Raw genomic sequence first — 13,587 nt, forward strand, 5'->3', positions numbered from 1 at the left:
CGGCTGCTATGAAGTGTGGTGGTACAGCACGAAAGTGGGGGTGATCGACCTGAAGAAAAAGTCGATCACCATGGGTAAAGGATGTTAAAAAGTGTTCACCATGTCCCCGAACACCTGTCTACCATGTCCCCGGACTGTACAGGGAGAGGGTCAGGGTGAGGGCAACAGTCCGCAGAAGCCCCTAAAGCCCCCGCACCATCAGCGCCTCATCCAGCTCCCTGTAGGCCTCCACCAGCTTGTCCAGCGTCGCTCTGTTGAGCCCGCTAGGATTCGGCAACACCCACACCTGCGTAACGCCAATGGTGATGCTCTGCTTACCCCACTTAGCCCCGCGCTGGCTGAACGCCTGCTCGTAGGCCTGCTTACCGAGGATCGCCAGCGCGGCGGGCTGATAGTCTTCAATCTTCTTCACCAGTTCCCGCCCGCCGCTGCGCAGCTCATGCAGGTTGACCTCGCTTGCCTGTACCGTCGGCCGCTCGACCAACATGGTAATTCCGCAGCGCGTATCCAGCAAATGCTGCTCCTCTTCCGGCTTGAGTAACCTGTCGGTAAACCCGGCCTGGTAGATCACCTTCCAGAAGCGATTGCCCGGATGGGCGAAGTGAAAGCCGGTGTGCGCCGAGGACTTTCCCGGGTTGATTCCGCAAAACACCACCCGCAGGCCAGGGGCCAGAATGTCGTTGATCATCTTTACTCCCACTGATACGTCGTTATGGAAGTATAAAGGATTGATAATGCGTTGTTTATAAAAACAGCAGGCAGGTGTGAATGGCTGGATTGCTGCGGGGAGTTACTTTATAATTCACCGCCACGGCCCCTTAGCTCAGTGGTTAGAGCAGGCGACTCATAATCGCTTGGTCGCTGGTTCAAGTCCAGCAGGGGCCACCAAATTTTAGCTTTAGAATCATATAATTAAGCCACTCTCGCGAGTGGCTTTTTTGTTTATAGTTTCATCATTGGCAGCAAAATGGCAGCAGGAAATAAGCTGCCACCAATAAAAAACCCGCCGAAGCGGGTTAGTTTGTCAAAAATTCATGTGCCCCTGACCACTGTTTAAAGGGTGCGGAGGCACATAATCGACCTGTCCGGGTGTTACGATAAAGCGCACTACGGTTTCATGAGTAACAAAAGTGGTTCCACAGTTTATGTTTTGGCACTGGCAATAACGCTCTTTCGTATTATCTGATACACGAAAGCTACTGCGAGTATGTGCCGCGTGTCCGCATTTCGGACAATTCATCATATCCGTTTCTCCCCAAGTCATTACCCGCAATCCCATAATGATACACGAACATCCATTTTGTGAACATTATCATTCCATTTCTAAATCATCTATCTTTACCTCAAGCTCCAGAGTCGTAGTGAAACCATTATCTGCATTGACACTATGCGTCAGGGTGGTAATGGTCCATTCGGCATCATCAATGGGCTGTTTAAAGCCGCTCACCTTCACCGGCATTTCGGTATACAGATCAGCCCTTCCCTCTGCGAGCTGCAGGGAGAATGTTGCCACCCCGCGCTGCAGGCGCTCCCACTGCATCTTTGCCGCTCGCTCTGCATTGCTGCGGTTTGCATAAGTTCTGTTGAGTACAAGCACGTTTTCATCCGTCCCAACCAGGTAATCTCCCTGTTTTGCTTCCGGCTCCTTTGCCGCAGTGGTTTTTTTTCGACGGCGCCTAACCTTTGCAGTCTCTTTTTTCTTTGGCTCACGGGTATGGAGCCAGCTGGCAATTACCCCCGTATAGGCATCGCGATCAGCCAGAGTAAAACGATGACCGTCACCGGCCTGGCGGGTTATGGTGATAACCGGCAGCGGCTTACCGCTTGCCGTTCTGCCCTGCCCCTGGCGGATAAACAACAGATTGCCGTCCTTAACTGAGGCTATCGCCCCATACTGCCGCGCCAGCTTCATCAAAAAGCTGGCGTCGCTTTCATTAGTCTGGTCAAGATGATCGACAGGCTTGTCCAACAGGTCCTTTCCCAGCGCCATCTTTAATTTATGCCTGCCCGCGATTTCCTTCACAACTTCGCCCACCGTTGTCTGGTGCCAGGACTTTTCACGCCGCGTATTCAGGGTTTCACGGAAATCTGCACTACGCGCGCGGATTGTGAGACGGTCAGGCGCGCCGCTGTGCTCAATCTCATCGACAGTAAACGCCCCTTTCGGAAAAAGCGACTGACCTTTCCACCCCAGCGCAAACTGAACAATGGCCCCCCGACGAGGCAGAACGATTAGCCCGTCCGAGTCGTCCAGTTCCAGATCAAGCTGGTCCGCTTCAAAGCCCCGGTTATCCGTCAGCGTCAGACTCACCAGGCGCGCATCCAGCACGGTAGTCACATCTTTACCTTCAATGATGATACTGAAACCGGGAGTTTTGCTGTTCAGGTTCAGGAGATCAGAGCTGAAATTCACTGCAGTAACCCTCCAACCGTATTTTTCATATTGCCTATCGCAGAGGTGGCAGATTCCTGCAAATTACTGAGCTGGTCGCTGAGGCTGCCGAACATATCAGACAGCGACTCATCCACCCGTTTCAGGCTCAGCGAAAATTCGATGCGCCGGGGCATACCGCTCTCAAAAAATTCTGTTTTTGTCTGGCTCAGACTCTCGATCACAAACATGCCGTAAATCGTCCCGCTCCCCTCAATCAGAGGCCAGGCTTTTCCCAGCTCCGCCATCTGCTCCAGCGCCAGCAAAGACAACCTGCCGCCGGTAATCTCCGGCAGCAGGACACCGGACAGAGTAAGCGTATCGTTATCCGGTCCAAGAAACTGCGTTGACGGGCGCCGGTTAACCCGGCTGTTGGCTGCGTGCCGCCAGCTGCGCTGATACTGCAGCTCCTGATAGGGCACTGTTCGCAGCATGAATACGTACAACCCCAGCACCATCATCATTATTCGTAACCCCCTCGATCACTGAAATTACTGCGTGTTTTTGCCCTGGCCCTGCGCTCACGCTCATCAAGCTGCCGGGCCACCTCGCGGGCGATATCCTGCGCGCTTTGCCCTGGCTGCGCGACAATATGAATTGGCGCGCTTATCTCGTACTTAATTACCTGCGGCTGTCTCTCTTCCTTCGGCGACGGCGCCGGTTGCGTCCTGACAGGCACACTGTACGGATGAAGTGGTGCGGCTTCTGCCGGGGCAGCCGCCAGGCCCATTACGCCAGCGACCACGGAAGCGAACACCTTCTGGCGCATAGCCATCGGGTCAGCCCTTTTATCCGTGATTTCCATAATGGCCGGTGCTGGCATGACGGCAGCAGCGATATCAGCCAGCTCCGCAGCACGATCCCGACTAGGAAGTTTTACCGGGGCGTTAACAATCTCAGGAGGCAGTATTAACCTGCTTTCAGGCCGTTGCTCCGGGCTGGCTGTTACATCACGAACGGGGCTTACTGTTGCCGCCAGTTTCACCAGTTCAGTAGTGCGATTGATTACCGGAATATTTGCCGGACCGTTCACACTATCAGGCGGGAGAACTATCCCGCGTTCAGGACGTTGTTTAGCGCTGGCCGGTTCCGTCCGGGAAGGATTGAGCGTTGCCGCCACCCTCGCCAGATCAGCTGTCCGTTTCCTGCCGGTGACATTGGCGGGTCCGTTAACAATCTCTGGGCCATTCTCGCCCACGATGCCGAACTGGCCGCGCGGAATGGTACCGCCGCTGTCGTACATTCCAGCAAAACCCATCGTCGGGAATCCGCCAGGCGGCAGCACCACTTTACCGTCTCTGTTGACCGTAGCTGGCTGCTGCCGCGTGACCTGTTCAGGAAGCTTCGCTTTGGCCGCCTCCTTGCTGACAATGCCGAGTTTTTCAAGCAGCCAGGACACGCCCGATTTAAGCGAATCCAGCGGGTGCATGACCATGTTCAGCCCTGCCGCCAGCGCTTCGCCAAACTGCCGCCCCATCGACGCCGCGCTTTGCAGTTCTGCAGAGGTGGATTTAACCGGCGTCAGCAGATCAGTAAACCAGCCCCATAACGCCTGGACCTTGTCACCTATCCACTGGAAAACAGGCTGCAGTGGCTCAAACGCCGCACTGATAGGCGCAGCTGCAGCTTTGAATCCTTCAACCACTCCGCCTAAAAATGCGCTTATCGGCTGCCAGTATTTCCAGACAACCAGCGCCACGCCAGCCAGCGCCGCCACGACCAGACCTATCGGACTAAGCAGGGCGCCCAGCAATCCAGAAATCCCGTACAGCGCAACGCGAAGGAGGGCCAGCGGGCCGGACGCCAGAAAACGCAGCACGCCACCGGCTGCGGATAATCCCCCGCGCAACGCGGCCAGCGGATTCATTACCATGCCGATAATGTTGCGAATACCAGACATTCCGCCGCGAAGGACAGCAAGCGGCGCACCGGCCAGCGCTTTCAGCGCATTGCCAGCCAGCCCGGCAGAACGGCGCAGGGAGTTAAGGGGAGACGCCAGCAATCCGGCGCTGCTGCCTGATTCAGCCAGGCCACGGCGCAACAGGGAAAGCGGCGCATTTGCCAGCCAGGACAGCGCACCGCCGGTGCGGGTCACTGCAGACATAACGGAGGGGAGTGTTTTTACACCCAGCACGGACAGGCCTAAACGGATCACCGCCAGTGGCCCCAGCACGGCAGCCACGGCTACCGCCAGCGTGCCGAGTACAACGGTGATCGCAGCAGCGGCCGCCGCCACTTTCATCAGCGTGCCCGCCAGCTGCGGGTTAGCCTCAACCCATCGACGCAGTGCCCCGGTAACGCTTTTGACGTACCCCATGATATCCATCAGCGGCTGGCGCAGGGTTTCACCCAGGCTACTGAAAGCGTTCTGCGCGCCCGTTTTAACAAGCAACCACTGCGCGGAAAGTGAATCCTTATTGATATCGGATTCTTTCTGCATGGAGCCGTTAGCCTCAGTGCCTGAGGTAAGTTTCAGCTGTCGCTGCAGCTCCGGCAGGTTATTTGCCAGCTTCGCCGCATCGTCGCCAAACTCCTTGCCAAATATCATCGTCATGGCGGACAGGCGCTTGTCCTGCGGCAGTTTGTTGACCTTCTCCAGCACACGCTGAATGGTCCCCATTGCGTCCTTTGTCATCTGCTTTTCAATCTCTTCTGGATTGAGTTTCAGCAGATCCATACCTTCCATGAACCGCTTGCTCTGCATGGTTGCAATCGACAGTTCGCGCACCATCGCATTTGATGCGCTGGCGGCAATTTCAGGCGCGGCGCCCAGAGACAGGAAGGTGGAACCCAGCGCGGCCGCCTTGCGGAAATCAAGCCGGTCAGCCACGCCGCCCATGCGCTGCAGCACATTGATGATATCGCCGCCCTTAGACATGGCGTTATCGTCCAGGTAGTTCAGGGCATCGCCAAGCTGTTCAATATTTCGGGTCGGCACTTTATAGAGCTGCGCGATTTTTCCCAGCCCCTCCGCCAGCTCATCAGCGGGCAGCTCGAATGCCGTTGCGGCCTTTGCAGCAGTGGATGCAAAGGCCAGCAGGTCACGCTTCTGGTCTTCGTAAGAATCGTTCTGGTTTGTCACGCCCATGCGGGCGCCACCTTCAACCAGCGCGGCATAGTCGATGGCGCCATTCTCCATCGGCAGCTGTTCACTGGCGGCCTTGATGGCATCCTGCATGTCATAAAACTGTTTTGTGCGGTTGCCGTTGTCGTCCCGCAGCCCGTTAACCTGCTTTGCCACGCCTTTCATCGCATCTTCCATGCTGGCATAGCTTTTAACGGCAGCCATCACCGGCGCGCCCATCGCCAGCCCTGCGGCAGTCGTCGTTGCTCCGGCGCCCGCAATACGATCCCGCACCTCAAGGCGCCGCGAATACTGATCGCGGACGGCGTTCATACGGGCCTGCTGCTCGCCCAGGCGCTTAAGGGATTTCTGCTGTCGGTCCAGCGCCTGCCGGGTTTCGTCGGCATTCTGCCGCAGCTCCCGCTGCGCACTGCTCAGCTTTTTGGTGTCCAGCCCGGCCTCATTGAGCGCAAGACGCTGACGCTGCACCGACTGACGCAGGCCGTTATATTTGCTCTGCAGCTCGTTAACGCGGTTTTTTGCCTGCTCCAGCAGACGCGCCTGCGCCGCCGTCGGCCGGTTAGTGGCCGAGAACTGCGTGGCAAGCTTCGCCGCTTCTTCGCGTGCGGCTTTAAGACTGTTGCCGGTGACGGCCAGCTGCGCGCTTGCCTTGCGGAAACCGTCAATACGGCCCGCCTGGGCGTCTAGTTCTTTTAATCTTGCGCGGCTTTGCTGAATGGCGGTAGCCAGCTCTTTAGAACTGGCCTGCGCTGATCGGAATGGGCGGGTGAGTTTATCAACCGCATTTAGAATTACCTGCAAACGCAGGTTAGTGTCACTCATCGCTGGCCCCGCTTCTCTGAATCGCTTTATGCCGCCACTCCAGCACTTCGGTCAGCGGCATAACGTCAGTGACGGACGGCGGCCAGTGAAAAATGGTGGCGATATCAGCCACCAGGTCTTCTACCGTCAGGCTGTCGGCAAACCGGCAAGCACCGATTTCTTCAACAAAAAAGTGACCACCTCAACCGACAGCGCGGTGAGATCGGCGGGGTCCATTTCAGCCATTTCCTGAGCGGTCAGCGCGGGCGTGGAGATGCGGGGAATAATCGTCATCATCGCGCCGACGTCCATATCCATGATCGCCTGCAGACGAGTGCCACGCAGCGCGCCGGACTGCGGCTTGCGCAGCACAATTTCGGCAATTTCGGTTTTACCGCGTTTGATTGGGGTGTCCAGCTGTACGGTTTTTTCAGTCAGTTGTTCGCTCATTGTCATTTCCTGTTAATAAGGTACTGGCGCGGCTGCCCGCGCCTTTAAAGTAGATCAGAGGCCCAGGGCGTTGCGGTGCTCTTCCATCAGGTCCACGCCATCAACGATTTCAATCATGTTGATCACATCAACCTCATAGAGCACCTCGCCGTTAATGGTCAGCTTCGCGTAGCTGTTTGTGCTGCTGACTTTTGTGGTGTTGCTCTCCCCGGTTTTCCATTCGCCGGAATCGACTTCTTTATGTCGCCCGCGCACAACCAGCTCAACGGCCTGCACTTCGCCGGTATCGTCACGCTGAATGGAGCCGGTGAAACGCAGCTGGATACCGTCAACGGTGGCTTTACCCATCTGTTTGAATAACAGCAGTTCGGTGCCACCGATTGAAAATTCCGTGTCCAGCGCGCCATCATCCAGCCCCAGATCAACATCAGCCGAACCGGGCATACCGCCGCCGCGATACTTTTCAAACTTGCGGCCGAATTTAGGCAGGGTCAGGGACTCAACAATCCCCTGATAGTTATTCCCGTCGTTAAACAGGTTCAGGTGTTTTAACTTGCGTGGTAAAGCCATATTGTCCCCTTACGCGCTGACCTGGCTGGAGAAATCCAGCAGATACTGATCGGTGATGCGCTGGCGCAGCATCAGGTTTTCCAGAGGCGGTACCGGCGTATAGTCGTAATCGATAGTGAGCTTCCCGGCTTTCAGGGAATCTTTATCGTTTACGGACTCATCCAGCCAGCAGTCGGCGCCGATGATGTAGCCCTGCGTTTTCAGGTTGCGCAGTTTGGCGCGAATACCTTCGATAATGTCGCGGGCCAGTGACGGGTTAAGCACGCCATCCACCGCCCACATATGCGCTTCGGCGATGGTGTCAGCCAGTACCTGAGCGGTGCGGGTGTAGTTTTCAAAGGCAAACAGTGGATCGTCACTGAGGCAACGGGAACCCCAGAAGCGGAAGCCGTCTTTGCGGATCAGCGTGGTGACATCGTTCTGGTTCAGCAGCCCCGCATCGGTTGCCGGGTCCTGCAAATCCCAGAACACATCAGCAGAAATGCCGGTGACGCCGTTCACGCCCACGTTGGACAGGGTTTTGTGCCAGCCGGTCTGCTCGTCAATTTTGGCGCGCAGGCCGAGCGCACGGGCGGAGGCGTAAGCCGTCGCATCTGCATTCAGCACGGTGTCAAAGTTGATGAAGTCAGGCCAGATCAGCATCCCCTCGCGCTGGCTGAAATTGTCACGGTAGGCAATCGCTTCTTCCACCGTTTTGCAGCCGTAGGCGGACAGGTAGGCAAACCCGCGCAGACTCTGCGCCACGCTCAGCAGCTCAGTAGCAACCGCCTGCGTGTCGTGTCCCGGCACGCCGAGAATACGCGGCTTGACGCCGAGCTGCGACTGCGCCGAAAGCAGCGCTTTCATGCCTGTTTTTTTACCGTCAGCGGTCACGCCGCCGATAATGTTGGAGGTGGTTTCCGCTTCGGTTTCGCCCTGCGCCACGCGCACAACGACGGTCACGGGTTTAGCCTGGTCTGCAATCGCATCCAGCGAACGGGCCAGCGTGCCGGACTCTCCCGCTTTGCCGCTGGCGGTCAGCACATCGGTCAGCAGAACCGGCTTGTTGAGGGGAAACATAGACGCATCAGCATCATCGCCGGTGCAGACCATGCCCACGATGGCGGTGCTCACCGTGGTAATGGATCGGGTGCCCTCGTTGATTTCAACAACGCGCACCCCGTGGTGGTAATCCTGAGCCATAAGGCAGTCTCTCCGGTTTACAGGGGGTACGCCTATGTTCTGGTTGATATGCGTGCGGCGCACGCGCCGGGCTATGTGTGGTGAATGGTACAATGGAAGGGGTAAAAAAATCCCCGCAGGTGCGGGGACAGGATTAATCTTCGTGAGGTTCAGGCCAGTTAATATCCGGCGCTTTACTGGTATCCACACGGTTAAGCAGGACGCGGTATTTCTTCCACTCGGTGAGTGCGACAGTTTCTTTTGTCGTCGCAATCCCCAAATCAACTGCATCCTGCAATGGAGCAATCTCAGCATTAGCCATCTGCATCAGACGTAACTTTTTGCTTTCCGCCTGCGCAACGAGTTCCTCAGGTGTATAGTCGGGCTGATCTATTAGTACAGGGCCAGCAGGAGTATGGTTAATGTATTTTCCCCGCTCCTGACCGAGGAACAGTGCGGCGTGCTCTTCCTCGCTGACGGGTATCAGGTCAGCGGGAATATCGTTTCCCTTAAGTTCATCTGTACTCAGCCAGAAAAAACCTTTTGCCGAATAGCTGTAGTAATATTGTTCAGTCATTATCAGTACCCCAGTGCAAACCATGAAATGCCGTATGCGGTATCAGCGCCAGAGTTCGCTTTGCTGGCCAGATAGAATTGCGTTTTGCTTACCGGATAACCATAAGCGTTATCAATCGCGCCGCCCTGCCCATCTTTATTTGTGGCAAAGACGGCAAAGCAGGTGTCATTGAATGCCCTTGGGAACGAGTAGGTTCCCCTGGCATTATCCACATTACCCCACTGCATAATCAGCCCCGTTGACTCATCACGACTCCAGCCTGAGAAACCTAATGTAGCCGTGTTTTTCTTATTAAAATTGCTGTTAACCCAGTCTACCGTGGCACGCGCATTAATATTTGCGTCGCGAGTAGCGAGTTGACTATTGAGCCAGTTTGTTAGCGCCCCACCCCATGCGGAGCCACTAATATCTCCGTTTGTGTTTAAAACAGCCTCTCCAGCTTTAATTAGTGCTGGAGAGCGCAGCTCACCTGTTGCAACATCAAAAACCCAAAGTTTATCGTTAACCTCAAAATCTGTTTTCGCATGGAGCACAATTTGTGGGAAATTCGGCTCTCCTGTAGTGAGTAATCCCATTGACGCAGCTACCGGATAACCTGACTGAAGACTTACAATTTGCTTCCATAAAGGAAAGTAATTGTTATCATTATTTTGACGCACTATTGCCGGGCTATAAAATGGTGCTCCGCTGGTAAGTTGAGAACCAAACCCTCCAGCCCCCTCTGTCGCGTTTCCGGTTGAAATAGCCCGAAAGATTTTTGTCAGTACCTTTTCGTGATGCTGTAATTCATTTTCCGAGAAATACCCGGCAAGAACACTATTTGCCATCAGCGCAATGTTACCGTCACCATTTGACTTAAACCCTGAATCGCTGTCACCGATGGCAATGGAATTTCCACCGAGCGTGTTCTCGGTAGCCACACCAAATGAAGATGTTCGTGTCAGACCAAGCGGTCCTTCCATGTTGCCACCGGACTTCTGAATAGCACCGTCAGCTTTTTTTACCGTTTCTTCCAATTGAAGGTATTGTAGAAGGGCTGAAACGCTTTTCCCGCTGAGGTTAGTCAAAGTGGCATCGAGGGGCTGTTTCCCCGCCAGCGCGTTCATCACCGTTGTCGCAAAGTTAGGATCATTTCCCAGCGCTGCCGCCAGTTCATTCAGTGTATCCAGCGCCTCCGGCGACGAACCGACCAGCCCCGCAACGGCAGATTTCACAAACGCGGTAGTGGCAATCTGCGTATTATTCGTTGACTGAACAGCAGTAGGAGCCGTTGGCGTTCCGGTCAGGGCCGGGCTTGCCAGCGGTGCTTTCAGTGCCAGCGCATTGTTAATGGTGGTACTGAAATTCGGATCATTATTGATAGCTGCCGCAATTTCTTTCAGCGTATCCAGCGTTGCCGGTGCGCCACCTATCAGGGCAAGAATAGCGGCCTGTACAAAGGCTGTACTGGCAATCAGGGTGCTGTTGTTTCCTGCCGGTGGCGTTGGCGTTTTAGGCATGCCTGTCAGAGTCGGACTGTCTTTTGGTGCATACTGCGAATGAGGATCAACAGCAGCAAGATGCTTTGCCATCAGGTCATCCACATACACCTTAAGTTCCAGCACCTTGTCATCCACATATTTGCGGGTTGCCAGAACCACAGCGGGGTCAATTTTCAGGGTGATGTTATCGGTGCTGCTGGTAATCAGTACCATTCGCACGGTCTGCGTGCGCCCGCTCCCTTCCGCCAGCTGCGGCTTGTAGCTCTCAGGGCAGTTACCGACGGCAATCAGAGCGCCGGTGTCATCGAACAGACCTACCTCACGAATCCACCAACCGCCCTCAGTTTCGGGGATCACCTGCTCAGCAATAATCTGACTGCTGTTCTGCGGATCGATGTACAGCATATTGAGGGAAGCGCGGCGTTTTTCAGCAACCAGCGCTGTCTGCTGCGCGCTTGGAGTCGGCAGCACGCCGCCACCGTCGCCCACCGCCATCTGGGTAATTTTCAACGGGACACCGAGCGCGGCGGCGCTTGCCAGTTTCGCCGCGCCGATATCCGTCAGCAGGGTATAAAATTTTGCGCTCATGGATTCACTCTCATTGTGTCAATAACATGGACCGCCCCGCCCTCGTAAGCGGTGCCGCCAGAAATAATGGTTTCGTTGATATACGGGTAAATCGTGATTTCCTCGCCGGTGTAGGTGGCTGCCCCCACAAAATAGGGACCGCTGGTCTGCAGGTTGATGGACATGCCGATCAGATGGCGGCTACACGGCTTGGCGTCACCGATCAGGCGCTCCAGTTCCAGATAGGTTTCTTCCGTGATGCCCTGGTCCTGCACGCCAATGTCCAGGCGAAACGTGCCCGGTTGCTCGCCGGTCTGCCACCACTCAATGATGCGGATCAGGAAGCCGAACGGCTCCACCACGCGCCGCACGGCGCTGGTTGTCCCCTTGTGCTGATGGATGTAGAAAGCATCCTGCACCACGCGGCGCTTGACGTTTTCCGCCCAGCTTTCGTCCCAGCGATCAACGGAAAACGCCCACGCCAGATACGGCAGAAAGCTGACCGGACACGTTGCCGGGTTCCACAAATCGCGCAGCGGCACCTGCAGATCGGAAATACCGCTGCAAGTCTGCGCCAGTCGGCGCTCAAGCGGAGATGAACCGGGCGGCAGCAGGCTATTCATCCGTGCCCCCGTTGGTCACGCTCCATTCCGTACAGGACGCCGCCTGCGTCTTATCCAGCACAACATCTGCCAGCGGGGAGGCCAGCTCCACACGCTGGACGCCCTCAACGTGCAGCGCGGCATAAATCGCGCTGCGACGGATATCACGGCCCAGCCGTGTCTGACTGGCGATGTACTTTTGCAGGCTGGCTTTTGCCGCCGCCATCACCGGCTCAGCTTCCGGCCCCGGGTAAAGAAAAATCGTCGCATCCACGCTGTACGGGATTATTTCGGCACTGCGCACCGTCAGGCGGTCTGCCACCGGACGCACGTTTTCGCTGTTAAGCGCCTGCTCCACCACCGCCAGCAGATCAGCCTCTGCCGTACCGTCACCCTCACGGCTCAGTACGGTAAGCACAACCTCCGCCGGTGCCGGGCTGGTTGCGCTGGCATCTGCCACGCGCCCGTCCGCGCTTCTGGCGTGAAATTCATAGGCTCCCGTCGGGCCAGCAACCGACAGCCCCTCAAACGCAGCAGGGATGCGCTGGCGCATCGCCTCATCATCTTCCATCACGGCGGCGACCGGCGGTACTGCATCATTATCAGCAGGCACTACCGTCAGGCGTTTCACGTTGCAGTTGGCTGCCAGCTGCTCAAGATCATTTCCCACCGAATAGGCCACCATCACCGCCTGCGCAGCCTCGTTAATACGCTGGCGTAGCAGGATTTCGCGGTAGGTGCTTTCCTGTAGCAGCTTGGTGACTGGTTCAGATTCCAGCGCCAGCGTGCGCCGTACGGCGTCCTGCTCATCCGCAGGATAAAGGGCCACAAAAGCGGCCTTACGCTCAGCCAACAGCGTCTCAAAATCCGGCACGTCCACTATCTGCGGCGCGGGCAGCTGGGAAAGGTCAATCACTGCCATTGTCTGCTCCTGTTGATACCGAAAGGGAAACGGGCGCGCCGTTGTTGCGCTGGCCGGTAAGCTCAACCACCATGGAGCCGTCAAAATTACTGCTGATGGTGATGGAATCCAGCGTAAGCCGTGGCTCCCAGCGACTCAGCGCCACATAGACTGCAGACATGACCTGCAGGCGTAGCGCCGGGTTCTGCGGCTGGTCAATCAGGGCGGACAGCAGGGAACCATATTCCCGGCGGGCGATCCGGCTGCCCTGGGGAGTCAGCAGAATATCCCGCACTGACTGGCGCAGATGGTCCGTATCAGTAATGGCCTTGCCGTTGCCCTGGCTCATGCCGATATACAGCGTCATACCGGGCCTCCTGACGTATCGCCGCCTGACTTCACGCCGGTGTGACCGTGTTTATCCACCACGATCCCGTTGGAACTCATCGCGCCGCCGCCCTGGGTGACGCCGCCATTGATCACCATCTCGCTGTTAATGCGCGTGTTGCTTGCTTCCACCACAAACTCCCCCGTTTTCAGGGTTATGTTATCTGCAGCCTCGATCACCATGGATTTGATGCCCCGCACATGCCAGCGGCCGGTCGCTGGTTCATATTCAAACCAGCCACCGTCCGGGTATTCCGTTACGCAGCCGTCCACGGAGTCCGACGGCGGCGCGAACTGGTTGGAATAGATCGCAGGTAAGGCAAAAGCGGTTTCCAGATTGCCACCCATACTCAGCACCACCACCTGCTCATCCGGCGACGGGCACCACCATGTACGGGCACCGCCTGCGCGCAGTGTCAGCCAGTTAATCCAGTTGGTTTCAAGCTCGCCCACTTTCACCCGGCACAGCCAGTTTTCCCGGTCCACTTCGGTTACGGTGCCGGTGCGGATCAGGTTGGTGATAAGGCGCATGATTTCGGTTAGTTGTGCGTTCATAACGAAAGGTTGCCATCAG

General features: G+C 56.4%; 16 protein-coding genes and 1 tRNA gene. 2 read left to right on the forward strand and 15 right to left on the reverse strand.

All coding sequences use genetic code 11. The features are described 5' to 3' along the window. Window positions 1-88: hypothetical protein (locus ACMWL8_RS08310; RefSeq protein ID WP_248225303.1), on the forward strand; the 88-nt coding region annotated here is incomplete at its 5' end. A 93-nt stretch (window positions 89-181) separates the two neighbouring features. Here the strand turns inward: ACMWL8_RS08310 and mug are convergent. Further along, window positions 182-688, reverse strand: coding sequence for a G/U mismatch-specific DNA glycosylase (mug, locus tag ACMWL8_RS08315; RefSeq protein WP_023333460.1), 507 nt, complete (start codon window positions 686-688; stop codon window positions 182-184). Between the two features lie 124 nt (window positions 689-812). Between mug and ACMWL8_RS08320 the strand changes: the two genes are divergently transcribed. Next, window positions 813-888, forward strand: a tRNA-Ile gene (locus tag ACMWL8_RS08320). Window positions 889-1,024: 136 nt separating this feature from the next. On the opposite strand, the gene ACMWL8_RS08325 is transcribed toward ACMWL8_RS08320, so the two are convergent. The 14 genes from ACMWL8_RS08325 to ACMWL8_RS08390 all read right to left on the reverse strand — a co-directional run bounded on the left by ACMWL8_RS08325 (window position 1,025) and on the right by ACMWL8_RS08390 (window position 13,568). Further along, the gene (locus ACMWL8_RS08325) at window positions 1,025-1,243 is read right to left on the reverse strand and encodes a DNA-binding transcriptional regulator (RefSeq protein WP_072049702.1); all 219 of its coding nucleotides are present in this window, start codon (window positions 1,241-1,243) and stop codon (window positions 1,025-1,027) included. Window positions 1,244-1,312: 69 nt separating this feature from the next. Continuing rightward, window positions 1,313-2,413, reverse strand: a complete 1,101-nt coding sequence (locus ACMWL8_RS08330; protein ID WP_045261377.1) for a phage late control D family protein — start codon at window positions 2,411-2,413, stop codon at window positions 1,313-1,315. Continuing rightward, the gene (locus ACMWL8_RS08335) at window positions 2,410-2,895 is read right to left on the reverse strand and encodes a phage tail protein (RefSeq protein ID WP_014884887.1); all 486 of its coding nucleotides are present in this window, start codon (window positions 2,893-2,895) and stop codon (window positions 2,410-2,412) included. The genes ACMWL8_RS08330 and ACMWL8_RS08335 overlap by 4 nt, the downstream gene beginning before the upstream one ends. After that, window positions 2,895-6,338 carry a phage tail tape measure protein gene (locus ACMWL8_RS08340; RefSeq protein WP_045261378.1) on the reverse strand — a complete coding sequence of 1,148 codons (3,444 nt, stop codon included), beginning with the start codon at window positions 6,336-6,338 and terminating at the stop codon, window positions 2,895-2,897. Before ACMWL8_RS08340 ends, ACMWL8_RS08335 begins: the two co-directional genes overlap by 1 nt. Further along, window positions 6,331-6,450, reverse strand: a complete 120-nt coding sequence (locus ACMWL8_RS08345) for a GpE family phage tail protein (protein ID WP_007848878.1) — start codon at window positions 6,448-6,450, stop codon at window positions 6,331-6,333. The genes ACMWL8_RS08340 and ACMWL8_RS08345 overlap by 8 nt, the downstream gene beginning before the upstream one ends. A 14-nt stretch (window positions 6,451-6,464) precedes the next feature. Continuing rightward, window positions 6,465-6,767, reverse strand: a complete 303-nt coding sequence (locus tag ACMWL8_RS08350; RefSeq protein ID WP_007848877.1) for a phage tail assembly protein — start codon at window positions 6,765-6,767, stop codon at window positions 6,465-6,467. 54 nt (window positions 6,768-6,821) lie between these two features. Beyond that, window positions 6,822-7,337, reverse strand: coding sequence for a phage major tail tube protein (locus tag ACMWL8_RS08355; protein ID WP_007848874.1), 516 nt, complete (start codon window positions 7,335-7,337; stop codon window positions 6,822-6,824). Between the two features lie 9 nt (window positions 7,338-7,346). Further along, complete coding sequence (locus ACMWL8_RS08360) at window positions 7,347-8,519, reverse strand: phage tail sheath protein (RefSeq protein WP_023306987.1); 1,173 nt, start codon at window positions 8,517-8,519, stop codon at window positions 7,347-7,349. A gap of 133 nt (window positions 8,520-8,652) precedes the next feature. Next, the gene (locus tag ACMWL8_RS08365) at window positions 8,653-9,111 is read right to left on the reverse strand and encodes a tail fiber assembly protein (RefSeq protein WP_120266883.1); all 459 of its coding nucleotides are present in this window, start codon (window positions 9,109-9,111) and stop codon (window positions 8,653-8,655) included. Then, complete coding sequence (locus ACMWL8_RS08370; protein WP_065366023.1) at window positions 9,078-11,144, reverse strand: phage tail protein; 2,067 nt, start codon at window positions 11,142-11,144, stop codon at window positions 9,078-9,080. Before ACMWL8_RS08370 ends, ACMWL8_RS08365 begins: the two co-directional genes overlap by 34 nt. Further along, window positions 11,141-11,746 (reverse strand): phage tail protein I, encoded by a 606-nt coding sequence (locus tag ACMWL8_RS08375; RefSeq protein ID WP_023306990.1) that lies wholly within the window; start codon window positions 11,744-11,746, stop codon window positions 11,141-11,143. Before ACMWL8_RS08375 ends, ACMWL8_RS08370 begins: the two co-directional genes overlap by 4 nt. Continuing rightward, on the reverse strand, window positions 11,739-12,647 hold the full coding sequence (locus tag ACMWL8_RS08380) for a baseplate assembly protein (RefSeq protein ID WP_045261380.1): 909 nt from the start codon (window positions 12,645-12,647) through the stop codon (window positions 11,739-11,741). The genes ACMWL8_RS08375 and ACMWL8_RS08380 overlap by 8 nt, the downstream gene beginning before the upstream one ends. Then, window positions 12,634-12,993, reverse strand: a complete 360-nt coding sequence (locus tag ACMWL8_RS08385) for a GPW/gp25 family protein (protein ID WP_023306992.1) — start codon at window positions 12,991-12,993, stop codon at window positions 12,634-12,636. Before ACMWL8_RS08385 ends, ACMWL8_RS08380 begins: the two co-directional genes overlap by 14 nt. Continuing rightward, window positions 12,990-13,568: a phage baseplate assembly protein V gene (locus ACMWL8_RS08390; RefSeq protein ID WP_045261381.1), complete on the reverse strand. Its 579-nt coding sequence runs from the start codon at window positions 13,566-13,568 to the stop codon at window positions 12,990-12,992. The genes ACMWL8_RS08385 and ACMWL8_RS08390 overlap by 4 nt, the downstream gene beginning before the upstream one ends. Window positions 13,569-13,587 lie beyond the last annotated feature (19 nt).

The organism is Enterobacter sp. 04-C-12-SI-ECC (assembly GCF_047530715.1).
GTDB classification, from domain to species: Bacteria; Pseudomonadota; Gammaproteobacteria; order Enterobacterales; family Enterobacteriaceae; genus Enterobacter; species Enterobacter bugandensis.